The organism is Enemella evansiae (assembly GCF_002250705.1).
Lineage (GTDB): Bacteria > Actinomycetota > Actinomycetes > Propionibacteriales > Propionibacteriaceae > Enemella > Enemella evansiae.
Genome location: NZ_NMVP01000010.1, coordinates 40,987 through 66,157 on the forward strand (window position 1 = coordinate 40,987; position 25,171 = coordinate 66,157).

The 25,171-nt window shown below is 70.4% G+C and carries 27 protein-coding genes; 15 read left to right on the forward strand and 12 right to left on the reverse strand.

The features are described from left to right. Positions 1–67: 67 nt before the first annotated feature. Complete coding sequence (gene lipB / locus BI335_RS08190; protein WP_208109378.1) at positions 68–775, reverse strand: lipoyl(octanoyl) transferase LipB; 708 nt, start codon at positions 773–775, stop codon at positions 68–70. Between the two features lie 96 nt (positions 776–871). Here lipB and BI335_RS08195 point away from each other — a divergent pair, with 96 nt between their 5' ends. From BI335_RS08195 to BI335_RS08210, 4 genes are all read left to right on the forward strand, one after another. After that, positions 872–1,531, forward strand: coding sequence for an isochorismatase family protein (locus tag BI335_RS08195; RefSeq protein WP_094403394.1), 660 nt, complete (start codon positions 872–874; stop codon positions 1,529–1,531). Next, positions 1,531–1,989, forward strand: coding sequence for a MarR family winged helix-turn-helix transcriptional regulator (locus tag BI335_RS08200; RefSeq protein WP_094356460.1), 459 nt, complete (start codon positions 1,531–1,533; stop codon positions 1,987–1,989). The genes BI335_RS08195 and BI335_RS08200 overlap by 1 nt, the downstream gene beginning before the upstream one ends. Then, positions 1,986–2,945, forward strand: a complete 960-nt coding sequence (locus BI335_RS08205) for a pirin family protein (protein WP_094430200.1) — start codon at positions 1,986–1,988, stop codon at positions 2,943–2,945. Before BI335_RS08200 ends, BI335_RS08205 begins: the two co-directional genes overlap by 4 nt. A 90-nt stretch (positions 2,946–3,035) precedes the next feature. Beyond that, entirely contained in the window at positions 3,036–3,347 is a 312-nt protein-coding gene (locus tag BI335_RS08210) for a GNAT family N-acetyltransferase (protein ID WP_094356462.1), read from the forward strand. A gap of 48 nt (positions 3,348–3,395) precedes the next feature. Here BI335_RS08210 and bla read toward each other — a convergent pair whose 3' ends face one another. From bla to lpdA, 3 genes are all read right to left on the reverse strand, one after another. Beyond that, positions 3,396–4,313, reverse strand: a complete 918-nt coding sequence (bla, locus tag BI335_RS08215; protein ID WP_172421787.1) for a class A beta-lactamase — start codon at positions 4,311–4,313, stop codon at positions 3,396–3,398. Between the two features lie 203 nt (positions 4,314–4,516). Then, positions 4,517–6,523, reverse strand: coding sequence for a 2-oxoglutarate dehydrogenase, E2 component, dihydrolipoamide succinyltransferase (gene sucB, locus BI335_RS08220; protein WP_094430204.1), 2,007 nt, complete (start codon positions 6,521–6,523; stop codon positions 4,517–4,519). A 93-nt stretch (positions 6,524–6,616) separates the two neighbouring features. Next, positions 6,617–7,999, reverse strand: coding sequence for a dihydrolipoyl dehydrogenase (gene lpdA / locus BI335_RS08225; protein ID WP_094356465.1), 1,383 nt, complete (start codon positions 7,997–7,999; stop codon positions 6,617–6,619). Positions 8,000–8,189: 190 nt separating this feature from the next. Between lpdA and BI335_RS08230 the strand changes: the two genes are divergently transcribed. Continuing rightward, complete coding sequence (locus tag BI335_RS08230; protein WP_094430205.1) at positions 8,190–9,869, forward strand: FUSC family protein; 1,680 nt, start codon at positions 8,190–8,192, stop codon at positions 9,867–9,869. 82 nt (positions 9,870–9,951) lie between these two features. On the opposite strand, the gene BI335_RS08235 is transcribed toward BI335_RS08230, so the two are convergent. From BI335_RS08235 to BI335_RS08250, 4 genes are all read right to left on the reverse strand, one after another. Then, positions 9,952–10,500 carry a CPBP family intramembrane glutamic endopeptidase gene (locus tag BI335_RS08235; RefSeq protein WP_094430207.1) on the reverse strand — a complete coding sequence of 183 codons (549 nt, stop codon included), beginning with the start codon at positions 10,498–10,500 and terminating at the stop codon, positions 9,952–9,954. 23 nt (positions 10,501–10,523) lie between these two features. Further along, positions 10,524–11,912, reverse strand: coding sequence for an HNH endonuclease signature motif containing protein (locus tag BI335_RS08240; RefSeq protein WP_172421788.1), 1,389 nt, complete (start codon positions 11,910–11,912; stop codon positions 10,524–10,526). Between the two features lie 111 nt (positions 11,913–12,023). Next, positions 12,024–12,911 (reverse strand): DUF4031 domain-containing protein, encoded by an 888-nt coding sequence (locus BI335_RS08245; RefSeq protein ID WP_094430211.1) that lies wholly within the window; start codon positions 12,909–12,911, stop codon positions 12,024–12,026. Positions 12,912–12,921: 10 nt separating this feature from the next. Next, positions 12,922–14,448 (reverse strand): leucyl aminopeptidase, encoded by a 1,527-nt coding sequence (locus tag BI335_RS08250; RefSeq protein ID WP_094430237.1) that lies wholly within the window; start codon positions 14,446–14,448, stop codon positions 12,922–12,924. Positions 14,449–14,490: 42 nt separating this feature from the next. Between BI335_RS08250 and gcvT the strand changes: the two genes are divergently transcribed. Next, a complete protein-coding gene (gene gcvT, locus BI335_RS08255; RefSeq protein WP_094430214.1) occupies positions 14,491–15,597 on the forward strand; it encodes a glycine cleavage system aminomethyltransferase GcvT in 1,107 nt (368 codons plus the stop codon). Between the two features lie 16 nt (positions 15,598–15,613). Beyond that, positions 15,614–16,417, forward strand: coding sequence for a hypothetical protein (locus tag BI335_RS08260; protein ID WP_094430216.1), 804 nt, complete (start codon positions 15,614–15,616; stop codon positions 16,415–16,417). A gap of 18 nt (positions 16,418–16,435) precedes the next feature. Here the strand turns inward: BI335_RS08260 and BI335_RS21370 are convergent, their stop codons facing one another. Continuing rightward, entirely contained in the window at positions 16,436–16,612 is a 177-nt protein-coding gene (locus tag BI335_RS21370) for a hypothetical protein (RefSeq protein ID WP_166646875.1), read from the reverse strand. A gap of 66 nt (positions 16,613–16,678) precedes the next feature. On the opposite strand from BI335_RS21370, the gene BI335_RS08265 reads away from it, so the two are divergent. From BI335_RS08265 to BI335_RS08280, 4 genes are all read left to right on the forward strand, one after another. Continuing rightward, positions 16,679–18,238, forward strand: a complete 1,560-nt coding sequence (locus BI335_RS08265; RefSeq protein WP_229119499.1) for a molybdopterin-dependent oxidoreductase — start codon at positions 16,679–16,681, stop codon at positions 18,236–18,238. Between the two features lie 116 nt (positions 18,239–18,354). Further along, complete coding sequence (locus BI335_RS08270) at positions 18,355–19,083, forward strand: fasciclin domain-containing protein (RefSeq protein ID WP_094430218.1); 729 nt, start codon at positions 18,355–18,357, stop codon at positions 19,081–19,083. Between the two features lie 18 nt (positions 19,084–19,101). Next, positions 19,102–19,701 carry an ECF RNA polymerase sigma factor SigK gene (gene sigK / locus BI335_RS08275; protein ID WP_094430242.1) on the forward strand — a complete coding sequence of 200 codons (600 nt, stop codon included), beginning with the start codon at positions 19,102–19,104 and terminating at the stop codon, positions 19,699–19,701. Then, the gene (locus BI335_RS08280) at positions 19,694–20,422 is read left to right on the forward strand and encodes an anti-sigma factor (protein ID WP_094430221.1); all 729 of its coding nucleotides are present in this window, start codon (positions 19,694–19,696) and stop codon (positions 20,420–20,422) included. Before sigK ends, BI335_RS08280 begins: the two co-directional genes overlap by 8 nt. A 24-nt stretch (positions 20,423–20,446) precedes the next feature. Here BI335_RS08280 and BI335_RS08285 read toward each other — a convergent pair whose 3' ends face one another. Together BI335_RS08285 and BI335_RS08290 are read right to left on the reverse strand one after the other, a co-directional pair. Further along, positions 20,447–20,887 (reverse strand): DUF4178 domain-containing protein, encoded by a 441-nt coding sequence (locus BI335_RS08285; RefSeq protein ID WP_094430224.1) that lies wholly within the window; start codon positions 20,885–20,887, stop codon positions 20,447–20,449. A gap of 3 nt (positions 20,888–20,890) precedes the next feature. After that, a complete protein-coding gene (locus BI335_RS08290) occupies positions 20,891–21,475 on the reverse strand; it encodes a DUF3043 domain-containing protein (RefSeq protein WP_172421789.1) in 585 nt (194 codons plus the stop codon). Between the two features lie 173 nt (positions 21,476–21,648). On the opposite strand from BI335_RS08290, the gene BI335_RS08295 reads away from it, so the two are divergent. From BI335_RS08295 to BI335_RS08305, 3 genes are read left to right on the forward strand one after another with little or no spacing between them, the layout of a single operon-like run. Then, the gene (locus BI335_RS08295) at positions 21,649–22,545 is read left to right on the forward strand and encodes a PspA/IM30 family protein (protein ID WP_094430229.1); all 897 of its coding nucleotides are present in this window, start codon (positions 21,649–21,651) and stop codon (positions 22,543–22,545) included. After that, positions 22,542–22,844 carry a PspA-associated protein PspAA gene (pspAA, locus tag BI335_RS08300; protein WP_094430231.1) on the forward strand — a complete coding sequence of 101 codons (303 nt, stop codon included), beginning with the start codon at positions 22,542–22,544 and terminating at the stop codon, positions 22,842–22,844. Before BI335_RS08295 ends, pspAA begins: the two co-directional genes overlap by 4 nt. Positions 22,845–22,854: 10 nt before the next feature. Further along, positions 22,855–23,370 (forward strand): hypothetical protein, encoded by a 516-nt coding sequence (locus BI335_RS08305; protein ID WP_094430233.1) that lies wholly within the window; start codon positions 22,855–22,857, stop codon positions 23,368–23,370. Positions 23,371–23,383: 13 nt separating this feature from the next. Here the strand turns inward: BI335_RS08305 and BI335_RS08310 are convergent, their stop codons facing one another. Continuing rightward, positions 23,384–23,815 (reverse strand): VOC family protein, encoded by a 432-nt coding sequence (locus tag BI335_RS08310; protein WP_229119500.1) that lies wholly within the window; start codon positions 23,813–23,815, stop codon positions 23,384–23,386. 51 nt (positions 23,816–23,866) lie between these two features. On the opposite strand from BI335_RS08310, the gene BI335_RS08315 reads away from it, so the two are divergent. Continuing rightward, positions 23,867–24,985, forward strand: a complete 1,119-nt coding sequence (locus tag BI335_RS08315; RefSeq protein ID WP_094430235.1) for a glycerate kinase — start codon at positions 23,867–23,869, stop codon at positions 24,983–24,985. The last annotated feature ends 186 nt before the right edge of the window (positions 24,986–25,171 follow it).

The following is a 25,171-nucleotide window of genomic DNA, read 5'->3' on the forward strand; positions in this document are numbered from 1 at the left end:
ATGCTGGCGCGGGCCGGGCCGGAGGGCGGCACGGGCGGCGTGGTACGCGCAGCGACGAGTCGAAGGGTCAGACGGTGAGACCGTACTGCACCTGGTCGGTGGGGGTGGCGCGGGCGATGTCGGGGGTGCGCTCGAAATCCTGCCAGGACAGCAGTTCGGCGAGGAACGGGGTGATCCCGTCGGCGGCGCGGCGGACGCCTTCGATACCGGACCAGCCGTCGCCGAGTTCGCGGGCCATCGAGGTGACACCGGCATCGGTGATCCCGCAGGGCACGATCCGGTCGAACCAGGTCATGTCCGGGTCCACGTTCAGCGCGAAACCGTGCATCGAGGTCTTGTGCGCCACGCGTACCCCGATCTGACCGATCTTGCGTTCCTCACCGCGCTCGTCGGCGGCCAACCAGACACCGGCCCGCCCGGCGACCCGGCCGGTCTCGATGCCGACCGAGGCCAGGTAGCGGATCAGCGCCTCCTCGACCCGGCGGATGTAGTCGACCACACCGATGTCCTCCGGCAGTTTCACGATCGGGTACCCCACCAGCTGACCGGGCCCGTGCCAGGTGATCAACCCACCGCGGTCCACGTCGACGACCGGGGTGCCGTCGACCGGCCGGTGCTCGGGTTGGGTGCGCCGCCCGGCGGTGTAGACCGGCGGATGTTCCAGCAGCAGCGCCACATCGCCGCGCTCACCCGCGGAGACCTGGGCGTGCAGCGTGCGCTGCAGGTCCCACGCCTCGGTGTAGTCGATGTGTCCCAACCACTGGAAATCGAGCATGTCTGCGAGTGTACGCCCGCAGCGGATGGGGGTTGTGCTGTGCCGGATGGACCGGAATAGTTGCACGTGCATCGACTTGTCGAGAGGAGCCCAGCGATGGCCAAGACCGAGATGGAGCCGGTACGCGATCAGGCCAGCGATCACCTGCTGACGCCCGAGAACTGCGTGCTCACGCTGATCGACTACCAGCCCGAGCAGTACCACACGATCACCTCGACCTCCCGGGAGCGGATCGATCTCAATGTGGTGGCCCTCTGCCGACTGGCGACCTCCTACGGCGTACCGGTGGTGCTCTCCACCGTCGGCGTCGACCTCGGAGTCAACGAGGGCACCGCGCAACTGATCCGCGACGAGCTGCCCGGCGTACCCGAGATCGACCGCACCGGGGTGAACTCCTGGGAGGACGCCGACTTCCGCGCCGCCATCGAGCAGACCGGCCGCAAGAAGGTGGTGATCGCCGGCTTGTGGACCGAGGTCTGCATGACCTTCCCGACCCTCGACATGCTCGCCGAGGGTTACGAGGTCTACCCGGTCATCGACGCGATCGGCGGGATCAGCACCGTCTCCCACAACCGGGCCATCGAGCGCGTGGTCGCCGCCGGCGCCCAGCCGGTGACCGCGATCTCCTTCGGCTCGGAGCTGATGCGCAACTGGGCCCGCGAGGAGTCGGACAACCTGCGCAAGGTGATGAACTGGTACTTCCCGCGCAAACAGCAGCTCGACAAGGCCGAGGGCGTCCAGTTCGACAACAGCTGATGCAGGCCGAACTGACCCGCCGCAGCGCCGCCGTCCCGGTCTGGCGGGCGCTGCTCGAGGTGTACGCCGACCTGCTCGGTGAGCTGGGTCGCCGATTGCAGGCCCGGCACGGGCTCTCGGTCACCGAGTTCGATGTGCTGATCAACCTGGGCCCGAACGAGACCTGCCGGCATCGCGAACTGGCCGGCCGGGTGCTGCTCAGCGGCAGTGCGCTGACCCGGCTCGTGGATCGGCTGAGCGCGCGTGGGTATCTGACCCGCACCCGTGCCCACGACGACGATCGCGGGGTGCTGATCGCGCTCACCGATACCGGCCGGGTGCTGCGTCGCGAGGCGGCCCGCACCAACAATGCAACCATCCGCCGGGCCTTCGCCGGGCTGACCGACGACGACCTGGTCACGCTGACCGCCCTGCTCGGACGGATCGGCGTACCCACCGAGGAGGAGGAACTCCGATGACCGAATCGACGAGCCAGACCACCGTCCAGGTGCTCCGCGGGCGCGAAGTGCCGCTCGGCGGCGTCCGGGCACTGGAGGTCCGGCGTACCCTGCCGCACCGGGACCGCTCGTTCATCGGCGCCTGGTGCTTCGTCGACCACTACGGCCCGACCCGGGTGGTCGATGCCAGCCGCGACGGGATGGACGTGCCACCGCATCCGCACACCGGGCTGCAGACGGTGTCCTGGCTGTTCGCCGGGGAGATCGAGCACCGCGACTCCAACGGAGTGCATGCGATGGTTCGCCCCGGCGAGGTCAACCTGATGACCAGCGGCCGCGGGATCGCGCACTCGGAGGTGTCCACCCCGGCGACCAGCACCCTGCACGGGCTGCAGCTGTGGGTCGCGCTGCCGGAGGTGGACCGCGAGATGGCCCGGGACTTCCAGCACCACGTGCCGACCGAGACCGAACTGGCCGACGGGGCCGGGACCGCGCTGGTGTTCATCGGCGAGCTGCCCGGGGTGGCGGCCTCCCCGGTCCGCACCCAGACCCCGCTGCTCGGCGCGGAACTGCGGCTGGCGCCGGGTGCGGAGTTCGAGCTGACCCTGGACCCGGGTTTCGAGCACGCCTTCCTGGTCGACAGCGGCACGCTCACCGTCGCCGGGCAGCAGCTCGGTCCGGCCGATCTGGGCTGCATCGACCCCGGGCCGGATTCGGTACGCCTGCAGGTCGGCTCCGAGCCGGCGCGGGTCGCGCTGTTGGGCGGTACCCCCTTCACCGAGGAGATCGTGATGTGGTGGAACCTGATCGGCCGCACCCACGAGGAGGTCGTCGCGGCCCGCGAGGAATACGAACTGCACTCGGAACGCTTCGGCGAGGTGCCCGGATACGAGGGCCCGGAATCACGGATCCCCGCACCCCCGCTGCCCACCGTCCGGCTCCGCCCCCGCAACCGCCGCGGCCGCGTCGGTGGCTAGTCCACGTTGGTTGAGCGAGCGAGGCACGAGCGAGACGAAGCCACCCCAGTTCCCCCATATTTTCAACCCACACAGCAGAAGGAGCCCCAGATGGCCGATGTCGAAGTCCGCAACAACCCCGAGAAGAAGCGCTACGAAGCAACCCTGGACGGTGAGCTCGCCGGCTTCGCCGAATACCAGCTGACCGACGAACTGGTGGTGTTCACCCACACCGAGGTGGAGCCGAAGTTCGAGGGCCGGGGTATCGGTTCGGCGCTGGCCCGGTTCGCCCTCGACGACGTGCGCGCCGAGGGCACCCGCAAGGTGCTGCCGATCTGCCCGTTCATCAAGGGCTGGATCGCCCGGCACGAGGCCTACGTCGACCTGATCTACGGCATCAAGAAGAGCACCGCCACCGACTGAGTCCACGGACGCCGGTTGAGCGAGCGCCAGCGAGTCGAAGCCAAGTCCTCAGCGGGTCAGCTCGGCCAGCGACTCCCGCGCCAGGATCGCGAAGATCTCGTTGACCCGCTCGGTGTCGGGGCGCGGTGAGCTGGTCAGCACCGCGAGCTGGTAGGCGTTGCCGGCCGGGTCGAACGCGATGCCGACGTCGTTGGCGGTGGCATCGATCCCGGAACCGGTCTTGTCGGCGAGTGTCCAGCCCGCCGGCAGGCCGGCCCGGAACCGCTGGTCGCTGGTCTGGTTCCCGAGCATCCAGTCGGTGAGGCGACGCCGGGCCGAGGTGCGCAGCGCACGGCCGACGATCATCGCGGCGAACAGCGCACCGATCGCGCGCGGGCTGGTGGTGTTGCGGTCGCCATTGGGTGTGTTCAGTTCCGGTTCCCATTCGGTGAGCTGGGTGATGGTGTCGCCGTTGTCGCGGGCGAACCGGGTGATCGAGGCGGGCCCGCCGGTGAGCGACATCAGCGCGTTCGCGGCGGTCGAATCGCTGAGCTGGATCGCCGCCCGGCAGACCTCGGCCACCGAGGGTGCGCGGCGGGCCGCGATCTGCTCGGCGAACCAGGTCGGGCCCTCGCAGATGGCCTCCGGCGGCAGGAACACCGGCCGGTCGAGGACCTTCGGATCGGGGGTGATCAACCGGCCGTCCAGCACCGCTGCGGCGGCGATCGCCTTGAACACCGACAGCATCAGGAAGCGCTCGTCGGCGCGGTGGTCCAGGCGACGGCCGCGGTACGGGCCGGTCAACGCGGCCGCGGACAGGCCGATCCGGACGTCATGGCGTCGTTCCAGGTCAGCGATCAGCGCGCCGATCCGGCCGGCGTCCCTTGCGGTGCCCGGCGCAGCTGCTGCGGGCCGGATGCCGGCGATACCGGAGGTGGCCGCAGCAGCGCCGAGACCGATGCCGGCGAGGACCCGGCGACGGGTCACCGCAGTCGTGCTGGGGTGCGAATCAGAGCCTGTGTTCTCAACTGAGGAATCCATGGCGCCAGCGTGCGACATCCGCAACGGGCAGCACCAAGACCTTGCCCGGCCCGACCGATAACCGCTGCGCTATCGGAACGGACGAAGGGCCGGTACGCCTCGGCGTACCGGCCCTTCTCTGTCTGGGTTTTTCTTGTCCGGGTTGAAACTCAGAGACCGAACTCGGCCCCGAAGTCACCCTCCTCCAGCCGCTCCTTGACCGTCGACAGGTAACGGGCGGCGTCCGCGCCGTCGACCAGTCGGTGGTCGTAGGTGAGCGAGAGGTACATCATGTCGCGCACCGCGATCGTCTCACCCAGGTTCTTGTCGGTCATCACCATCGGCCGCTTCACCAGCGCACCGGTGCCCAGGATCGCGACCTGCGGCTGGTTGATGATCGGGGTGTCGAACAGGGTGCCCGCCGACCCGTAGTTGGTGATCGTGAAGGTGCCACCGGTCAGGTCGTCGGGGGTCACCTTGCCGGTCCGGGTGCGGTTGGCCAGATCGGCGATCTTCTTGGCCAGCCCGCCGATGTTGAGATCACCCGCATCGGCGATCACCGGCACCATCAGCCCGCGCTCGGTGTCCACCGCGATGCCGATGTTCTCGACATCGGAGTAGGTGACCGTGCCGGCCTCGGTGTCGATGGTCGCGTTCACCTTCGGGTGCTGGCGGAGCGCCTCCACCGCGGCCTTGGTGATGAACGGCAGGTAGGACAGCGAGGCGCCGTTGCGCTTCTTGAAGTCGTCCTTGACCTGGGCCCGGATCCGGGAGATCAGGGTCAGGTCGACCTCCACGGTCGCGGTCAGCTGGGCCGAGACCTGCAGCGACTCCACCATCCGCTTGGCGATGGTCTGCCGCATCCGGGACAGCTTCTCGGTGGTACCGCGCTTGGCGTCGGCCTCGGCGGAGGTCTGCCCGCTCGGTGCGGCGGCGGCCGCGGGAGCCTCGGCCTCGGCCGGAGCGGCGGCGGCCTTCTTGGCCTCCTCGGCGGCGGCCAGCACGTCCTGCTTGCGGATCCGGCCACCGACCCCGGTGCCCTTCAGGCTGGACAGGTCCACATCGTGCTCGGCGGCCAGCTTGCGGACCAGCGGCGTCACGTACGCCGAGTCGTCCCCCTGGCTGCGCGGGGCGGCCTTCGGTGCGGCGGTCTCCTGCTGCTTCGGCTCCGGCTTGGATTCCTGCTTCGGCTCGGGCTTGGACTCCTGCTTGGGCTCGGGCTTCTGCTCCTGCTTGGGCTCGGGCTTGGACTCCTGCTTCGGCTCGTCGTCGGTCTCCGGTGCCGGGATCGGCTCCTGACCACCCTCGTCACCGGCCTCGGTCTGGTCCTCGATGCCGGAGACGCTCTGCGCGTCGTGATCGTCCGCCTGGGTGTCGGTGGCGTCCTCGGCGGCACCCTCGCCGGCCGGCGCGCTGGCCGACGAGGCGGGCTTGCCCGCATCCGACTCGCCCGCATCGGACCCGCCGTCGGCGCCTTCGTCGCCGATGATCGCGAGCACGGCACCGACCTCGACGGTCTCGTCCTCACCGGCCTTGATCGACAGCAGGGTGCCGGCGACCGGGGAGGGGATCTCGGTGTCGACCTTGTCGGTGGAGATCTCCACCAGTGCCTCGTCGACCTCGACCTGGTCACCCTCCTGCTTGAGCCAGCGGGAGATGGTGCCCTCGGTGACCGACTCGCCCAGCGCGGGCAGCGTCACCTCGGTGCCGGAGTCGGACTTGTTGGTACCACCGGTCGGCTTCGGCTGCTCGGCCGCGGTCGCCTGGTCGTCGGACTCGGCCTCCTTGCGGGCCTGCTCTCCGGTCTCCGCGGCCTCGTCGGCGGTCGGGTCATTGTCCTCATCGGCGGCGCGCTGCGGCTCGGACTCCGGCTCCTCATCGGCGGAGTCGTCGTCGGCGGACTGGTCGTCGGAACCGGAATCGGAGCCGGCCGACTCGCCCTCCTCACCGATCACCGCGAGCACGGCACCGACCTCGACGGTCTCGTCCTCGTCCACCTTGATCTCGAGCAGCACACCGCTGGTCGGGCTGGGGATCTCGGTGTCCACCTTGTCGGTGGAGATCTCGAGCAGGGCCTCGTCGGTCTCCACCTGATCGCCGACCTGCTTGAGCCAGCGGGAGACGGTGCCTTCGGTGACGCTTTCGCCCAGTGCGGGAAGGGTTACATCGGTCGACATGATGAGTACGAGGCTCCTTGGTCAAAGTTCAGTTGCAGTGGTCAGCCTAGCCCCGACCCCACGCCGGCGTCAGGCGAGCCCACCCGCCAGAAGTCAGGCGTGGGCATGGAGGGGTTTGCCGGCGAGCGCCAGGTGCGCCTCGCCGATGGCTTCGTTCTGGGTCGGGTGGGCGTGGATCAGTTCGGCGACCTCCTCGGGGTACGCCCCCCAGGCGGTGATCAGCTGGGCCTCGCCGACGAGCTCGCCGACCCGGGCGCCGATCATGGTGATTCCCACCACTTCCGCACCGGGACGCCGGATCACCTTCACGAAACCGGCCGTCTTGAGGATCTGCGAGCGGCCGTTGCCGCCCAGGTTGTAGCTGTAGCTCTGCACCTCGCCGAAGGCCTCCCGAGCCGATTCCTCGGTGTGCCCGACCGAGGCGATCTCCGGATCGCAGTAGGTGACCTTCGGGATCTGCAGATCCTGCACCGGGACCGGGGCACGATCCAGCTTGCCCTCGGCGTACCCGATGTCCTCGGCGACGAAGATGCCGTGTGCGAACCCACGGTGCGCCAGCTGGAGACCCGCGACCAGATCACCGACGGCATAGGTGTTCTCCCGGCTGGTCCGCAGCCGCTCGTCGGTGGTCACGAAGTCCCGCTCCAGGCGTACCCCGGACTCCGCATAGCCCAGTCCGGCCGAGTTCGGCCCGCGGCCGACGGCGACCAGCAGCACCTCGGCCTGGTGGGTCTCCCCGTTCTCCAGGGTCAGTCGTACGCCACCGTCGACGACCTCGGCGGAGGCCATCGGGGTTCCGGTGACAGCGGTGATGCCGCGTTTGCGGAACGCCCGGGCCAGGGTCTTGGAGACCTCCGGGTCCTCGGCCGGTACCAGCCGGTCCAGCGCCTCGACGACGGTCACCTCGACCCCGAGGGAGCGCCAGGCGGAGGCGAACTCGACACCGATCACGCCGCCGCCGAGCACGATCGCCGACTTCGGCAGCTCGTCGAGGCGCAGCGCGTGCTCGCTGGTCAGGATCCGTTCCCCGTCCACCGGCAGGCCCAGGGTGCGGGAATAGGAGCCGCTGGCGAGGACGGTGTAGCGGCCGCTCAGCAGCTGCTCACCGACCTGCACGCCGTCCGGGGTGAGCACCCCGTCGCCGACGACGACATCGATCGCGGGCTGGTCGAGCAGGCCGGTGAGGCCCTTGAACAAGCGGTCGACCACACCGTCGGAGTAACGTCGGACACCGGCGGCATCGACCCCGTCCAGGCTGGCCCGGATCCCGAACTGTTCGCTCTCCCGGGTCTGGTCGGCGAGTTCGGCGGCGTGCAGCCAGGCTTTCGTCGGGATGCAACCCCGGTGCAGGCAGGTGCCACCCAGTTTGTCCTTCTCGACCAGGGCGACCGAGAGGCCGAGTTGGGCGGCGCGCAGCGCGGTGGCGTACCCGCCGCTGCCGGCACCCAGCACCACGACGTCATAGTTGGAAGTCATGGGCCGCATCATCGCAGGCCCCGCCGAATGACCGCCGGGTGGTCGCGAACTGAAGCTCGGTAGGACTTCCGGCACAATGGCCCCGGGGTGAATGGAGGTTCAGGTGTCACCAGGCTCGCATGCGCGCGCCGTTCTGCGGTTCCAGAGGGTCTCCCGGCGTTGGCCGGCGGCCCTGAAGACAGCACTCGCGGTGGCCGGCCCGGTTTTCGTGGCCGCCCTGCTGGGGCGTACCGAAATCGGACTGGTGATGAGCCTGGGGGCCTTCGCGGTGCTCTACGGGCCGCAGACACCCGGCCGGTTCCGGTTCCGGCTGATGTCCTTCGCGGCGATCGGGCTGATGCTCTCCGCGCTGCTGGGGGGTGTGACCGCCGGCCATCCGGTGGCCCTGCTGGTGGTGATGGTGCCGTTGGCCGCGTTGGCCGCGGTGGCCTGTGCGCTGCTCAAGGTGCCGCCGCCGGGCTCGTACTTCTTCGTGCTGGTGTGCGGGGTGTCGGGTTATCTGGCCTCCAGTGGGGTTCCGCTCGGTCAGCTCGTCGGGCTGACCGCGGCCGGCGGTGCGGCCGCGGTGCTGATCGGGATGATCGACCTGATCTGGTATCCGCATCGCCCCGAGCGGCAGGCGGTGGCGGCCGCCGAGGAGGCGGTGGCCCGGTTCGAGCAGGCTGAGCCCGAGGAGATCCGCCAGGTCCGCCCGGCCGCCTCCCGGGCGCTGCACCACGCCTGGACCACCTTCCGGGACAGCGTGGGGGAGCGGCCGCTGTCGCCGGCCGCCGAGGAGGTGTTCGAACGGATCGGCATCCTGCAGACCCGCTACACCCGGCGCAGCGCGGCATTGGTCGACCCTGCCCTGGGCGGGAGCGAGGCCCAGCCCTGGGGCAGCGTGGAGGGCGAGGAGTCCTCGGCCGAGGCCGCGGTCTTCGAGCCCGACTTCGAATCCGAGCAGCTGCGCGATTCCTCGCTGGGGCGCCCGGACCCGACCTACCTGGTGCGGACCGGTGGCCGTGGACCCTCCGAGGTCTGGCTGATGGGCGCGCGGGTCGGGTTGGCGACCCTGCTCGCCGGGGTGTTGGCGATGCTCGTCGGTGCTTCCCATCCCTATTGGGCCGTGGCGTTCGCGACCCTGGTGCTGCACCAGGGCGGTACCCGGCATGCCCAGACGGTCCGCGGGCTGCAGCGGCTGCTCGGCACCGTGCTCGGACTGGGCCTGTTCGGGCTGGTGCTGTGGTGGCAGCCGGGCGGGGTGTGGCTGGCACTGCTGCTGTTCTGCCTGCAGGTCGTGGTGGAGCTGCTGATCCTGCGCAACTATGCGGCGGCGGTGGTGTTCATCACCCCGTTGGCGCTGACCATCGCGGCCGCCGGTGGTGGCTGGGCCGGTGGGGTCTCGGCGATGAGCGAACGGGGGCTGGACACCGTGCTCGCGGTGGCGGTCGCGCTGCTGGTGCTCTGGCTGGTCGGCCGCGGGACGGCGCTGCTGTTCGCCCGGGCGCATGCCCGGCGCTGCATCCTGGCCACCGAGTCGGTGATGCGGGATCTGGCGGAGAGCCGGTACGCGAGCGCAGCGGCCCGGATGAACCGGCGGCACCTCTACTACGAGCTGCTCGAGCTGGAGCAGCAGGTGAACCAGTCGCTCGCCGACGAACCGAAGCGGGTGCGGCCCTATCTGGAGATGTTCCAGGCCGTCGCCACCCTCGGTTATCTGGTGCTCGGCGCCTGCTGGCATCCGCAGGTACGCCGGGCGCGCGAGGCCTTCGGCCGGGCCACCGAACCGTTGCAGGCGATCAAGGCCCACCCGGTCACCCAGCCCCGCTCACCCGAGGACATCCACGCCGACGTGCTCGCCGTGCAGAACGTCATCACCGACTGGCGCTAGTCACATCACGTACCTCGAGTAGGCCGCCTGCGGCCGTGTCGAGAGGTGGAGTCGGGTTAGTGGCAGTGACCCCAAGAATCGGTCAGAGCAGCACGATGAGCCCGGCCGCGACGTTGGCCACGGTGTGCACGATCGCACCGGGAACGAAGCTGCCGGTCCTGTTGCGCAGCCAGCCGAGCAGCCAGCCGGTGGCGAACTGGACCGGCAGGATCGGCCAGGTCCGTACGTCGATCAGCAGCAACGGCAGGTGCGGTAGGAGGAAGACGATCGCCTGCACCGTGTTGCCCAGTGTGAAACCGAGCCGCCGGATGAGTACGCCGCCGAGCAGTCCGCGGAAGAAGACCTCCTCGCCGACGGCGCGGAGAATGACCCCGATCACCGCGGTGACCGAGGTCAGTCGGGCGATCGTCACCCCCGGTGTCTGCAGCACCTCGGCGGGGATCAGCACGATCGCCAGCCAGGCGGTGAGCAGGAGCGGCGGCAGTATCGCCAACGCCCATCCGTAACCCGATGCCGGGCCCCAGGTCCCACCGGCACGGTCGAATGCCGAGCGGGCCGTCTCATCCGGTTTCCGCGACACCACCAGCACGTAGATCAGGGCCGGGATGCAGAACAGGACGAACTCGAGCACGGTTCAACCTATCGAGGACTGGTTCAGCTCGACGGTTCTCGGTCGTCGCCACCGGACGGTCTGGTGCGGAGGCGGTGCCGCAGATGGCGGCGGGGCCGGCGGTTTCGGTCCAATGCCCGTGGTGGCAGGAACTCCGGGAGCCGATCACCCGGATCGAGGCGGACCTCCCACCGGTTCTCGTTGTGCAGTCGTTGCCGCGATGGTTCGACCAGAGCGTGATGGTGTGGGCAGAGCAGCACGCCGTTGTCCAGACTCGTCGGCCCGTGCAGCCACCAGGGTCGAATGTGGTGCGCCTCGCAGCGGCGGGCAGGCTGGTCGCAGCCCGGGAAGATGCAGCCACCGTCGCGGGCGATCAGCGCGGCGCGGAGTTCGCCTTCGAAGAACCGGTGCAGTTGGCCGACATCCAAGGGGATGCCGAAGCCGTTGAGGACGATGGGGATGATCTCGGCGTCGCAGGCCAGCAGACGGAGCTGCTGTGCGGACATCGGACCTGCCGTGGTGTCGGTGCAGCCGATGCCCCGGACCAGAGCGTCGAGGTCGACGGTCACATTCACCCGCGCGCGGTCGTTGCCGCGCGACGGTGCGTGCCGAGAATCGGCATACGCCTGCGCGAGTTCGATCAGTGCGTCGGCGCGCCGCATCGCACGCGAGGGTCGACCGCCGCAGAGCCCGCAGGAGGGGCCGGTGCACGATGAGCCACACAATGGTGGCTCGTCATCGCGATGTCGGTCGGCCAGCGAATCCAGCAGGGCGGTGAGGTTCTCGCCGTCAGCGCACGGCAACTGGCCCTTGATCCGGGTGGTGCCGTGGCCGTCGTGATGCAGGTGGAGGCCCCGGTTGCGACGGGCGGCCTGTTCTTCTTGCTCGAGGCGGCGTTCCAGCAGGGCGTCGGCGTGATCGGGGTCGACGACCTCAACGGGACGATTGCCCAGTTCCCGCAGTTCGGTCGGATCCCACCGTTGGGCCTGGTCGATCATCGTCTGCTGCGCTGCGATCTCCTGCTGCGGTGCGAGGTCCGGTGGCAGGTGTTGCAGCGACTCCAGGATCGCCGTGGCCTGCCGGGACGAGATGGTCGCCCTGGCCAGTGCCTGCCACACGATCGGTGCGTTGCTGGTGCGGATGGCTTCTCGCAGCGCCCCGGCGGCCTGATTTGCCGCGTATCCATGGCGTTCCCGCATCCAGGTGGTGGTCCGGACCCCATGCACGTGCCGGGTCGCCTCATGGGCGTCGATGCTGGCCAGGGTACGGGTGGAGTGCGCATGGAGGCGGGCGGCGATCCGCTCGTTGACCTCGGCGACGTGCAGTCGTTGTTCGTCCGTGAGCAGCCGGTCATCACTTTCGTCGAGGAGTCGGCGCAGCAGTTCGTCGACCGTCTCCACGGTCTCGACGAAGGTAGCCGCACTGCCATCCATACCCGCCATTCAACAGATCGGGTCTGACAGTTCTGGGTCGGATTCGCGGTTCAGGAAGGGAATTCCGAAATCTGTGGATAACTTCTTTGCCGGGTGGCTTCGTTCGCTCGCTCAGCCGACGTTCCCGAGCGACGCGAGCTCGGCGCTGAGGTTCCAGCGGGCCGCCGCGCTCCAGAGCTGGGCGCCGGCCTCGGTGCGGTAGAGCGGGTCGAGGGCGAGCAGATGCTCCAGCACCTGTGCCCGGCCCTTCCGGAAGTCGGGGAGCGGGAGGTCGGCGTACTCCCGGCGGACGTCGCGGCGATAGGTCTCGTACCGCCCGGGGTCGGCTCCCAGGATCGCCAGATCCGCATCACACAACAGTTCCCCGCGCTGATCACCGGCCGCGGGGGAGTGGCCGGCGGTGAGGCGTACCAACCGCGCCACCTCCGCCACCTCGGCATCGGGCAGCAGGCCGGCCAGCCGGGTCTCGGCGAGCCGGGCCGAGTCCTCCTCGTCGGCACCGGCGCGGCCGGCGTACACCGCGTCATGGAACCAGATCGCCGACTCGACCACCGGCCCGGCGCCACCCGGACTGGCGACCAGGGCCAGCGAATCCAAGCAGTGTTCGAGATGCCCCAGATCGTGGTAGTACCGTCCACGCGCCGACCAGCGATCCAGCAGCTCGGCCGCCACCTCCGAAGAACCCGCCAGCGGCCACCGGGCCAGCAACTTTTCCTTGCGGGCCTGGGTTTCCGCCTTCACCACCGCCTTGGTACGCCGCAGCCCGCTCGCCCGCAGCGCGGTCACCAGCTCCCGCGCAGACACCGCCACCGCACCCGCCGCGACACAGTCGGCGTACTTCGGTTCGGGCACGTCGTAGTGATCCCGATCGAAGGCCCGCGGCGGCAACCCCGCGGCCTCGGCCACCTCGTGCAACTCCGCCAGCGAGGTGTCCGAGACCAGATGCGAGAACACCGTCTGGTGCGCCGGCCACAGCGGCGGGTCGATCAGGACGGTCATCGACGTTGGGTCAGGACTGCATCGAGCGGGCCAGCTCGACCAGGGTGCGCACGCCCACCCCGGTACCGCCGGCGGGCACCTCGCCGCTCGGCGCGCCCTCGTTGAAGCCGACGCCGGCGATGTCCAGGTGGCCCCAGTCGGTGCCCTCGTCGACGAAGCGGCGCAGGAAGGAGGCCGCCACCGAGGCGCCGCCCATGCGCTGCCCACCCGAGCGCAGATCGGCGACCTTGGACTCCAGCGGTTCGGCCGACCATTCGCCCATCGGCAGCCGCCAGGCGTCCTCACCGGCGGTCTCGGCGGCGCCGAGCAAGCGGTCGGCGACCTCGTCGGAGTCGGAGAAGACGCCGTAGATCTTGCCGCCCAGGGCGACCATCGCGGCCCCGGTCAGGGTGGCCACGTCGACCACCAGATCCGGGTCGTCCTCGTTGCTGCGGGCCAGCCCGTCGGCCATCACCAGCCGGCCTTCGGCGTCGGTGTTGTAGTTCTCGACCGTGGTACCGCCGTAGATGGTGAGCACGTCCGAGGGCCGGTAGGCGGTGTCCGAGGGCAGGTTCTCGGCCAGGCAACCGTACGCGGTGACCTTCACCTTCAGCCCGAGATCGGCGATCGCGCGGACCGCGGCGAACACCGCGGCGGCGCCGCCCATGTCGCACTTCATCGTGTACATCGAGTCGCCGGGCTTCAGGTTCAGGCCGCCGGAGTCGAATGTGATGCCCTTGCCGACCAGCACCAGATGCGCCTTCGCGCCGCGCGGGGCATAGCTCAGCCGGACCAGCCGCGGGGTGTGCGAGGACCCGCCGCCGACCGCGGTCAGCCCGCCGTAACCCTTGGCGGCCAACTGCTGGTCATCGAGCACCTCGACCGAGACCTTGCTGCCGGCGAACAGCTCCTTGGCCTCGGCGGCGAAGGTCTCCGGGTAGAGCAGATTCGCCGGCAGGTTCACCCAGTCCCGGGCGACGAGCTGCGCCCAGGTGATCGCGCCGACCGCGGTCAGCGCGTCCTTGGTGGCCTTGTCGGCGCGCGGGGTGAGCAGGGTGATCCGCGGCGCGGTGCGCTCCTCGGCCTTCGCCGAGATCGGCGCCCAGGCGTACTGGCCGAGCACACTGCCCTCGGCGACCGCCTTCAGCTGCTCCGGCTCCTCGGTGGGCAGCGCCACCGCCAGGCGTACGCCCTCGCCCAGGCCGACCGCCGCGCGGGCCGCCGCACCGGCGGCGCGGCGCAACACGCCCGGGGTGGCCTCGCCGTCCTTGCCCAGGCCGACCGCGACCACGCGCAGCCCGGCGCCCAGCGGTACCACGGTGGTGCTGCCCACCTTCGTGCTTGCCTTCAGCTCGACCAGGGTGGTCGCCAGCTCCGCACCGAACCGCTTCGCATACGCCTTGCCGACCTCGACCGGCAGCCCGACCAGCCGCGGGGCGTCCCCGTCACCGGTCAGCCCGATCACCAGCACCTGGGTGTCGGCGGGCATCGCCTTCGCGGCATTGAGCTGGGGCAGGACAGGGTTGACCACGGTTACTCCTCGAACGAACTCGATCATCGGTTGCCGGGTCACGGTATCGCGGGCACTAGGGTCAGGGTCATGAACGACGCCCTGAAGCACTCCCCGCTGCACCAGCAGCACGTCGACGCCGGTGCCAAGTTCGCCGAGTTCGGCGGCTGGTCGATGCCGTTGCAGTACGCCGGTGGTGGCGTGGTCGCCGAGCACAACGCGGTCCGGCAGGCGGTCGGCGTCTTCGATGTGTCCCACCTGGGCAAGGCGACCGTTCGCGGACCGGGCGCGGCGGCGTACCTGAACACCCAGCTGAGCAACGACCTGGACCGGATCGGCGCCGGCAAGGCCCAGTACACCCTGCTCTGCACCCCCACCGGTGGGGTCGTCGACGACCTGATCGCCTACCGCTTCGGCGACGATCATGTCTTCCTGATCCCGAACGCCGCGAACACCGCCGAGGTGGTCCGGGTGCTCGCCGAGGGCGCGCCCGACGGTGTCGAGATCACCGATCAGCACGACGACCACGCCGTGCTCGCGGTCCAGGGCCCGAAGTCCGACGAGCTGCTCGAACTGCTCGGCCTGCCCACCGGGCACGACTACATGTCCTTCGCCACCGCCGAACTGGATGGTGCGGCACTGACCGTCTGCCGCACCGGTTACACCGGCGAACGCGGTTACGAACTGGTCTGTGCGGCCGCCGACGCGCCCGCGCTCTGGCAGCGGCTGATGCAGGCCGGTGCCGATCTCGGGGTACGCCCCTGCGGGCTCGGCGCGCGGGACACGCTGCGTACCGAGATGGGTTACCCGCTGCACGGTCAGGACATCTCGCCCGAGATCTCGCCGGTGCAGGCCCGGTTGGGTTGGGCGATCGGTTGGCAGAAGCCGTCCTTCCGCGGGCACGAGGTGCTGCGGGCGGAGAAGGAGGCCGGGCCGACACGCCGGCTGTGGGGGATCAGGGCCGTGGGCCGGGCGATCCCGCGGCCGCACATGTCGGTGCTGGACGCCGAGGGCGCCGAGGTCGGTGAGGTCACCTCCGGCACCCACTCGCCGACCCTGGGTACCGGTATCGGACTGGCCCTGATCGATGCGAAACTTTCCGCGGGCGATCCGGTCCGGGTGCAGGTGCGCAATCGCACCGAGGACTTCGAGATCGTGAAGCCGCCGTTCGTCACCCCCGGCGTACGCGGCGACTGACCGAGAGGGCGGATGGGTGGGGGACGCGGTGCAGGAGCCGGGCGATGAGGCCGTCGGATGGGTGCTGGCGGCGCTGCAGCGGCACGGCCGCCGCTATCGGATCGAGCGGGACCAGTATCTGGTGCTCGATTCGGGACTGGCGCAGCGACTGGCCGATCTGGCCTACGCCGCCCGGCAGGCGCTGAGCATCTCCGGTCCGCCGGAGGCCGCGGCCGATCGGGTGCTGGCGGATCTGTTCGCCCGCGAGCAGCGGCTGCTCGCCGGGGAGGTGCCGCCGATCGGGCAGGTGCGGTTGCGGATCACCCATCCCGACCTGCTGCCCCGGGACGGTACGCTGCCGGGCCCCGCCGAGTTGATCGTCTATCCGGTGCACGACACCGCCGACTCGGCGACCCGGCTGACCAGCAGCCAGGTGTCGGTGCTCGGCGACCGGCTGGCGGCCGAGGGGGTGCCCGGCGGCAACGATCTGGAACGGATCGGGGTGGCGGCCCTGCCGGCGACACTGGCCGAACCGGTCTCGGTGCAACCGGAACGCTGGGGCCCGCATCTGGCGGTGCTGGTCTCCGGTGATCTCTACACCGCGTCCCGGCTGCTGGATGTGCCCGGACTGCTGCGCGGCGTCGGGCTGGCGGAGAACGCCGACGTGTTCATCGGCGTACCGAGCTCGCGGGAGCTGTGGCTGCTGCCGATCACCCCGCAGGCGGTCGCCGAGCAGGCGCGCGAACTGGACAGCCGGGTGGCCGAGGCCTACCGTGCCAGCCGCGGCCAGATCGCGTCACGGGCGTACCTGTGGAGCGCCGGCCGGCTCCGGGTCCGCTGACCCGCCGGGGCGTACGCCTCAGGCCGGCTCGAGCGACATCGGCCCGTAGACCTCCCGGTCGCCCTCGCACAGGGTGACGCAGAGGATCCCCTCATCGAGCAGGTCCTCATAGTGCGCGGTCAGCCACTCCTCGGCCGCGGCCTGATCGGCGAAGTCCTGGTTGATCTCGCCACCATCGCTCTTCCAGTGCCACATGGAATCGACTCTAGCTCTCCGGAGCTCTCGACCCATCCGAACGGCCAGTGGGGACGAAGATGGAGTATGGACACGACCATGGAACGGCTCGACACCCGGCGCCAGACCAGGCCGCCGGCCTGGCTGCGGGCACTGGCCGGGATCGCCAGCGCCGCCGCCGGCCTCGGCGTGGGGCACGCGCTCGCCGCCCTCACCGGGTCGGCCTCCTCCCCGCTGGTCGCGGTCGGCGGCGCCGCGATCGATCTGGCGCCCACGCCGGTGAAGGAGTTCGCGGTCGCCACCTTCGGTACCGCGGACAAGGCGGTGCTGATCGGCGGAATGATCGTGGTGATCGCGATCCTCGCCGCGGTGATCGGCCTGATCGCCTGGACCCGGCGCGGGCTGGCCCTGGCCGGGATCGCGCTGCTCGGCATCCTCGGGCTGGCCGCCGCGGCCGGCCGGCCCGGTGGGGTGGAGCGGTTCCTGCCCGGGGTGGCGACCATCGTCGTCGGCATGCTGGCGCTGCACCTGCTGACCCGCCCGCCCGCCGCCGGCGATCCCGAGCCGACCGGCCCGGTCGACCGGGCGGAACCCGAGGCGCTGGTGCGCACCGACCGGCGGACCCTGCTCGGCGTGGCCGGCCTGGGGGCGCTGGCGGTGGCCGGCGGGCTGGTCGGCGGGCGGACGAGTACGCCGCGGACGCCGGTCTCGCTGCCGGCCCCGACCTCGCCCGCCCCGCCGATCCCGGCCGGCGCCCAGGTGCCGGTGCTGCCGCCGTTCGTCACCCCGATCCCGGACTTCTACCGCGTCGACATCGCCCTGGTCACCCCGCGGATCGACCCGGGCGACTGGGAGCTGGTGATCGACGGCATGGTGCGCAACCCGTTGCGGCTCAGCTATCCGCAGTTGCTGGAACTGCCGATGATCGAGCGCACGATCACGCTCGCCTGCGTCTCCAACGAGGTCGGCGGGCCGTACGTCGGCAACGCCCGCTGGCTCGGCGTACCGTTCTCCCACCTGATCGAGCTGGCCGGTGTCGATCCCGCCACCCAGCAGGTGTTCAGCCACAGCCGCGACGGCGGGTACACCTGCTCGACCCCGTACGCCGCTGTCAGCGACGGCCGCGACGCGATGGTCGCGGTCGGGATGAACGGTGAGGTGCTGCCGGAGAAGAACGGTTTCCCGGCGCGGATGGTGGTACCGGGGCTGTTCGGCTACGTCTCGGCGACCAAATGGCTGGCCCGACTGGAGTTCACCACCTGGGGAAAGCCGGCGTACTGGACCGAACGCGGCTGGGACGAGCAGGCCGCGGTGCTCACCCAGTCCCGGATCGACGTGCCGCAGTCGCTGGGCACGATCGGCGGGGACAAGCGGCTGCTCGCCGGGGTGGCCTGGGCGCAGCATCGCGGCATCGCCAAGGTCGAGGTGCAGATCGACGACGGTCCCTGGCAGGAGGCCCGACTGGCCGACGACGCGGGCATCGACCAGTGGCGGCAGTGGTGGTTCCCTTATCACGGGGCCCCGGGCCGGCACAGCGCCAGCGTCCGGGCCACCGACGGCACCGGTGCCACCCAACCCAGCCAGCGCCGCCGGGTCTTCCCCGGTGGGGCCACCGGCTGGCACACCATCCAGTTCACCGCGCAGTAGTTCCTCGGCCGGGCGGGCAGAGATCCGAAAGATTTTCTGCCAGCACGGCAATCCGAACCGGCCACGGCGTCGAACCAGCTGTGACACGACGTCAACGACCCGAGAGGAACGACACCATGTCGAAGCACCTGCGCAGCATCAGCCGCACCGCCCTCATCCGCCGGGCCGCCGTGGCCGGCGGCGCGCTCACCCTGACCGTCGGCCTGGCGGCCTGCAGCGGCGGGATGAGCGGCAGCAGCTCCACCCCCGCGGCCGGCGGTGGCGCCAGCTCCCAGCCGGCGGCGAGCTCGGCGCCCGCCTCCACCGCGTCCTCGGCCAGCTCGTCCGCCGCGTCGTCGGCGAGCGCGAGCGCGTCCGGCGGTGGCGCCGCGACCGCGGCCTTCGGTTCGGCCTGCTCGGCGGTCCCCAAGGACGGCAAGGGCTCCTTCGACGGGATGAGCAAGGATCCGGTGGCCACCGCGGCCAGCAACAACCCGGTGCTGTCCACCCTGGTCTCCGCGGTCGGTCAGGCGGGCCTGGTCGACACCTTGAACAATGCCAAGGACATCACCGTCTTCGCGCCGACCAACGACGCGTTCAAGGCGATGGACCAGGCCACCCTGCAGAAGGCCATGGGCGACAAGAAGTTGCTCACCGATGTGCTCACGATGCACGTGGTGCAAGGAAAACTGGCGCCGAACCAGCTCGCCGGTGAGCACCAGACCCTCAACACGGGTCAGAAGGTCAAGGTGACCGGATCGGGCACCAACTTCAAGGTGAACGACAAGGCCACGGTCGTCTGTGGCAACGTGCAGACCGCGAATGCGACGGTCTACATCATTGACCAGGTGCTGCTGCCCAGCTGATCGGGGACACTGGTGACCATGCAGCATCCGGAACCGGGGCGGGGCGTACTGCGCCCCGTCCCGGGCTCTGTCGACAGACCCGCCGACCTGCTCGGGCGTTGTGCCCGCGGTGACGACGGGGCCTTCGCGGAGTTCTACGACCTGACCTCGGCGCGGGTGTACGGGTTGGTGCTCCGGGTCGTCCGGGCACCGGACCTGGCCGCGGAGGTGACCCAGGAGGTCTACCTCGAGGTCTGGCAGACCTCGGCGCGGTACCGGCCCGAGCGCGGCAGCGTGTGGGCCTGGCTGACCACGCTGGCGCACCGCCGGGCGGTGGACCGGGTCCGCTCGGTGGAGCGGGAGCGGCAACGCGACAGCCGCTGGGCGGCCGAGGAGCTGGAGACCGAGCGCGACCAGACCTGGCAGCAGGCCGAGTCCTCGCTGGAATCCGAGCGGGTCCGCCGGGGGATGGACGAGTTGACCGGATTGCAACGCGAGGCCCTGCAGCTGGCCTACTACGGGGGCTACACGCAACAGCAGGTGGCCAGCCTGCTCGAGGTACCACTGGGCACCGTGAAGTCCCGGATGCGCGATGGGCTGACCCGCCTGCGCGATGTGTTGAGGGGGGACCATGACTGACGAACGCATCCCGGCCGATCTGCACGGCCTGCTCGGGGGGTACCTGCTGGACGCACTGACCGACCTCGAACGCCAGCAGTTCGAGCGGCACCTGGCATCCTGCCCGGACTGCCGGGCCGAGGTCGCCGAGCTGCGCGAGAGCCTGGCAGAGGTGTCCCGGCTGACCGCGACCCCGCCGCCGCCGGCGCTGCGTGACCAGGTGCTCGCCCGGGCCCGGGAGATCCGCCCGCTGCCGCCGAGCGAACCGGTACGCAGCAGCGCGCGCCGTTCCCCCTGGGGCTGGCGAGTGGTCGCCGCGGCAGCCGCGCTGGTGGCGGTGATCGCCGGTGGCTGGGCGATCAACCAGCAGCTCGCTGCCCAGCAGCAGGCGAGCGTACGCGCGGCCCAGGCGCAGCGTGAGGCCGACCTGCTGACCGCACCCGATGCGGTGGTCCGCCCGGTGCAGCTGCCCGACGGCGGCCGGGGCAGCGTGGTGGTCTCCCGCTCCCGCGGTCAGGCCATGTTCCTGGCCGGTTCACTCTCCGCCCCACCGCAGGGTCGGGCGTACCAGCTGTGGCTGATGAAGGACGGTGCGCCGGTCCCGGACGCCACGTTCGGTGCCGACGGCCGGATCTGGATGCAGGGCGATCCCAACGGCGCCGCCGCGGTGGCCATCACGATGGAACCGGCCGGCGGCTCGCGGACCCCGACGATGCCGGTGCTGGCCTCGACGCCGATCTGATCGGCGCAAGCGGGGGCGTACGCCTCAGCGCAGGCTGCCGAACTCCTCGGGGCGTACCGGCCGGCCGGTCGCGACCTCCCACGGCCGGCCGTCGAAGCGCTCGAAGCTGAGCCGGGCGCCGTCGGGGGAGGAGTAGTCGTGGTACTCCACCGTGCCGGCGGGGTTGGTGTCGGTATCGCCCTGCGCGGTGTAGTCGGCGGTACCGGACTCCTCGAGGCGGAACGTGCCGTCGTCGGCGGTAACCGTCCGGGCGCCGGGGGTGAGCGTGCTCGCCAGGTCCGGGCGCTGGGTCCAGCGGGTCACCTCGTCGTCCTCGACGGTGAACCATATCGGTTGCGGGCCCCCGGTGGCCTTGTGCTCGGTCCAGGTGTCGCCGTCCTCGTTCAGCCAGACGGTGCCGGCCACGGTGTAGGGGTTGCCCTGGTAGGAGAACTGGGCGCCGGGATGCAGGTACGGGATCGCCATGGGTCAGAACTTCTCGCCGCGCTCGATGGTCGGCTTCGGCATCCGCAGCCGGCGCATCTGGATGGAACGGTTGAAGCCGTACATCATCAGGCCCTTGCCCTTCGGGCTGACCCCGGGATGCCGTTCGGCGAGGATCTTCTTGTACCGCCGCCAGAGCAGGAAAAGATCGAGCAGCACGATCGCCAGGAAGCCGTACATCGCGACCAGCGCGATCGTCGACATCGACCGGTAGACCTCCTGCATGAAGCTCAGCGCCAGCATCAGCACCATCGCCGGCAGCAGGAACTCGCCGAGATTCCAGCGGGAGTCGACCATGTCGCGCATCAACTGCTTCTCCGGGGTGGAATCGCGGGCCTCCATCGCGGCCATCCGGCGTTCCCGGTTGGCGGCCGCGGCCTTGCGCTTGGCCTCCTTGCGGGACACCTGCGGGTTGACCCGGTTCATCCGGGCGGCCTCGGCCTGCTTGCGGGTCGGGGTGGGGGCGTCCTTCTTCCGCGGGCCGCGCGGGCGGGGCTCGTTGACGACCGGCTCGGGGTCGCTGACCACCGACGCCGACTTTTCGGTCTTCCGGGAAGAGAACAGACCCATGGACAACCTCGCGCACCTCGACCCCCGGCCACCGTGGCTCGGGGTGAACCCCGATTCTCTCATCGGACGCCCCCGGATTTCGAATCGAACGCGTGCCCGGGCTGCCATGGTTACCTGCGAGCGCCTAGGCTGGAGCGCAGTACGCGTTCGGAATCGGAAGGACCGGGCCCCAGATGAGCGGATTTTTCCAGCGGATGTCCACCGTGTTCCGTGCCAAGGCAGACAAGGCACTGGACAAGGTAGAGGACCCCCGCGAGACCCTTGACTACTCCTATCAGCGCCAGTTGGAGCTGTTGCAGAAGGTACGCCGGGGCGTGGCCGATGTGGCGACCAGCCGCAAGCGCGTCGAACTGCAGGCGAACCAGCTGAACACCCAGATCGACAAGCTGAACGGGCAGGCGCAGAAGGCGCTCGGCGTCGGCCGCGAGGATCTGGCGCGGGAGGCGCTGACCCGCAAGTCGGGCCTGCAGACCCAGCTCGGTGACCTGCAGACCCAGCACGCCCAGTTGCAGGGCGAGGAGGAGAAGCTGGTCAAGGCCTCGCAGCGTCTGCAGGCCAAGGTCGACGCCTTCCGGACCCGCAAGGAGACCATCAAGGCGACCTACTCGGCCGCCGAGGCGCAGACCCGGATCAACGAGGCCTTCTCCGGCATCGGCGAGGAGATGGGCGATGTGGGCCTGGCGATCCAGCGGGCCGAGGACAAGACCGCCCAGATGCAGGCGCGCGCGGGCGCGATGGACGAGCTGCTCGCCTCCGGCGTGCTCGACGACGCGGCCGGTTCCACCCAGGACGACCTCACCCGCGAGCTCGAGGCGCTGTCGTCGACCTCGGACGTGGAGAGCGAGTTGGAGCAGATGAAGGCGCAGCTCGGTACCGGCGGCGCCGACCAGCGGCAGGCGATCGGCCAGGGTCCCGGGCAGCAGGCCCAGCAGGGCCAGCCGACCCAGCAGGGGCAGGCGATCCCGCAGGGGCAGGCGATTCCGCAGGGCCAGGGGCAGCAGCCCCAGCAGCAGGAGCCGTTCCAGGCGTACCCGACCCAGGGCCAGCCCGGCGGGGAGGGTCAGCGGTGATCATCCGGGTGCTGAACGAGGGACAGTTCCGGCTCACCGATGACCACCTGGCGGAACTGAACGAGTGCGACGACAAGGTCGAGCAGGCCGTCGACGCCGACGATCAGGAGGCGCTCACGGCCGCCCTGAACTCGCTGATCCAGACCATCCGCAAGCTCGGTCAGGAGCTGCCGGACGACTCGCTGGAGGATTCGGACCTGATCGTCCCGGACGAGGAAGCCACCCTGGACGACGTCAAGGGCTGGCTGGCCGACAGCGGGAGTTCCGAGGGCTTGATCCCGGGCCGCGCCGACGCCTGAGCGGATCTGAGTGGCACCGAAGCTGAAACGGCTGGGCGCCGGTTGGTTGGTGTTGTCGGCGGTGTGCGCCCTGGTCGGGCTCTTCGGCGTCGGCAACACGGTGACCTGGTTCCTGTCGATGATCGGGGCGCCGGACACCGCGCCGCTGGCGATTCCGGCCGCCGGTGCGGTGCTGGCAACCCTGTTGCTGATCGTCGCCGTCCCGCTGTTCAAGAGTTGGATGCCGCCGCGCTGGGCGCGGATAGTGCTGCCCGTGCTCGCCGGGATCTTCGGGATCGTTGCGGGGGTGGCCACCTTCGCGCTGACCAGTCTGGTCATCTGTGACTACCAGTGCCGGCCGGTGGACACCTGGAAGATGCTGCCGGTGCTGCTCGCCTGCGGCGTGATGTGCGCGCTGGGCCCGGGCGTCTGGGCGCTCACCGACCGGCGCGACCGCGGGGAGTTGACCTGGCCGATCACGGTGGCGTTCATCGTGATCGGTTTCGGCGTCGGGCTGTACCAGTTCGTGGAGAACGGGATCTACTGAGGCCGGACCCGGTTCAGATGACGCAGAACTCGTTGCCCTCCGGGTCGGCGAGCACGTAGTGGTCGAGCCCGCGCGGTCCCATCGCCTCGGTCAGGACCGTCGCGCCGAGTGCGAGCAGTTGGTCGGTCTTGGCCCGGATCGCCTGCTCGCGTACGGCCTGGTCGAGGTGCGGGCCGCCGGAGACCTGTAGGTCGATATGGATGCGGTTCTTCGCGGTCTTCGGCTCGGGCACCTTGAGGAACGAGATGGCCGGGCGTACCCCCTCGGGATCGCGGATCGCGGCGCCGTCATTCCATTCGGCCTCGGGGACGTCGTTGTCGCGCAGCCAGTCCTCCCAACTCGTCCAGCCCTGCGGCGGGGGCGACTCCTCGTAATCGAGGGCGGTGGCCCAGAAGCGGGCCTGGGCACGGGCGTCGGTGCAGTCGAAGGTCATCGAGATCCGCATGGTGCGATCATCGCCTGTCGCGCTGACAGTCGCCGGCAATAGACTCCCCGGGTGCGAATTCTCGTGGCCACCGACCGGATCGGAACACTGAGCGCGGCCGAGGCCGGTGTTGCGATCGCGGCGGGCTGGCAGCGTACCCAGCCGGCCGCGGAACTCGCCGTCGCCCCGCTCGGCGAGGCCGGTGGTGAGTTCCTGTCGGCGGCGGCGAGCACGATCGGCCGCGAGGTCGAGTTGAGCGGCGAGGCCGGCGGCGGAGTGGGGTTGCTGGCCCGCGGTGATCGGACCCGGGTGGTCGGACTGGAGCCGCTGGAGCCGGCCGGTGGTGCGCGCGGGATCCCGGTCGACGGATCGTCGGTGGGGATCGGGTACGCCGCAGCGCAGGCCCTGCAGCCCGATCGGCCGGATCGGCTGCTGCTCGATCTGGCGACATTGCGTTGCCACGACGGTGGTGCCGGGCTGTTGGCGGCGCTGGGTGCGACCGCGGACCGGCCGTTGGACCAGGGTGTGGCGGCGATGGCGGGCATCGCCCATCTCGATCTGCATCCGGTGCGGGAGCGGTTGGCGGGGATCGAGCTGATCGCGGTGGTACCGGATGACGAGCTGACCCAGCCGTTGCTCGGGCTGCGCGGGATCACCTCGCTGCGCGGACGGGAGACCAATACCGACGCCGCCGAGATGCTCGCGATCGATGCGACCCTGGAGCGGTTCGCGGCGCTGGCGGATCCGGAGGCGTCCGGGGTTCCGGGTGCCGGTGCCTGCGGCGGAGCGGCCTACGCCGTCGCCGCGCTCGGCGGGCGGATCCTGAGCGGCCCGCAGGCCTGCGCCGAGTTGGTCGGGATGGTCGAGGCCGGTGCGCCGAACGGGTTCACCGAGACCATGCTGCTGGCCGATCTGGTGGTGACCGGGTCCTCGCGGTTCGACTTCGCCTCCCGGGGCGGGGGAGTGATGCGGTACGTCGCCGAGCAGGCCGAGTTGGCCGGAACGCCGTGCATCGCGCTGGCCGGGGAGATGGTGATCGGTTCGCGCGAAATGCGCACCATGGGCATCGAGTCCGCGTACGCCGTCCGCGAGGCACGCGCCACCCTGGTCGACGATCCGAGTGTGGCCGACATCGGCGCCGACGAGCTCACCGAACTGGCCGCCCGGGTCGCGCACACCTGGCAGTGGTGAGGTACGCCGGCTTCATGGTCCTCGAGTAGGTCGCGCAGCGACCGCGTCTCTCACGTTCCTCGAGTAGCCACTGTGCCCCTGGCGGGGCGCCCGTTCCGGGCTGAGAATGGGGTGGGGGTGGTCGGCTGGGTGCTGAAACCGTTCGATCTATGGTCCGTTCGAGGCCGTCGAGTAGCCCGGTGCGGG

Coding starts and splice junctions, on each gene's coding strand:
- lipB (WP_208109378.1), bottom strand. CDS start 775: ATGCTCGATTTCCAGTGGTTGGGACACATCGACTACACCGAGGCGTGG.
- BI335_RS08195 (WP_094403394.1), top strand. CDS start 872: ATGGCCAAGACCGAGATGGAGCCGGTACGCGATCAGGCCAGCGATCAC.
- BI335_RS08200 (WP_094356460.1), top strand. CDS start 1,531: ATGCAGGCCGAACTGACCCGCCGCAGCGCCGCCGTCCCGGTCTGGCGG.
- BI335_RS08205 (WP_094430200.1), top strand. CDS start 1,986: ATGACCGAATCGACGAGCCAGACCACCGTCCAGGTGCTCCGCGGGCGC.
- BI335_RS08210 (WP_094356462.1), top strand. CDS start 3,036: ATGGCCGATGTCGAAGTCCGCAACAACCCCGAGAAGAAGCGCTACGAA.
- sucB (WP_094430204.1), bottom strand. CDS start 6,523: ATGTCGACCGATGTAACCCTTCCCGCACTGGGCGAAAGCGTCACCGAA.
- lpdA (WP_094356465.1), bottom strand. CDS start 7,999: ATGACTTCCAACTATGACGTCGTGGTGCTGGGTGCCGGCAGCGGCGGG.
- BI335_RS08240 (WP_172421788.1), bottom strand. CDS start 11,912: ATGGATGGCAGTGCGGCTACCTTCGTCGAGACCGTGGAGACGGTCGAC.
- BI335_RS08245 (WP_094430211.1), bottom strand. CDS start 12,911: ATGACCGTCCTGATCGACCCGCCGCTGTGGCCGGCGCACCAGACGGTG.
- BI335_RS08250 (WP_094430237.1), bottom strand. CDS start 14,448: ATGATCGAGTTCGTTCGAGGAGTAACCGTGGTCAACCCTGTCCTGCCC.
- gcvT (WP_094430214.1), top strand. CDS start 14,491: ATGAACGACGCCCTGAAGCACTCCCCGCTGCACCAGCAGCACGTCGAC.
- BI335_RS21370 (WP_166646875.1), bottom strand. CDS start 16,612: ATGTGGCACTGGAAGAGCGATGGTGGCGAGATCAACCAGGACTTCGCC.
- BI335_RS08265 (WP_229119499.1), top strand. CDS start 16,679: ATGGACACGACCATGGAACGGCTCGACACCCGGCGCCAGACCAGGCCG.
- BI335_RS08270 (WP_094430218.1), top strand. CDS start 18,355: ATGTCGAAGCACCTGCGCAGCATCAGCCGCACCGCCCTCATCCGCCGG.
- sigK (WP_094430242.1), top strand. CDS start 19,102: ATGCAGCATCCGGAACCGGGGCGGGGCGTACTGCGCCCCGTCCCGGGC.
- BI335_RS08280 (WP_094430221.1), top strand. CDS start 19,694: ATGACTGACGAACGCATCCCGGCCGATCTGCACGGCCTGCTCGGGGGG.
- BI335_RS08285 (WP_094430224.1), bottom strand. CDS start 20,887: ATGGCGATCCCGTACCTGCATCCCGGCGCCCAGTTCTCCTACCAGGGC.
- BI335_RS08290 (WP_172421789.1), bottom strand. CDS start 21,475: ATGGGTCTGTTCTCTTCCCGGAAGACCGAAAAGTCGGCGTCGGTGGTC.
- BI335_RS08295 (WP_094430229.1), top strand. CDS start 21,649: ATGAGCGGATTTTTCCAGCGGATGTCCACCGTGTTCCGTGCCAAGGCA.
- BI335_RS08310 (WP_229119500.1), bottom strand. CDS start 23,815: ATGCGGATCTCGATGACCTTCGACTGCACCGACGCCCGTGCCCAGGCC.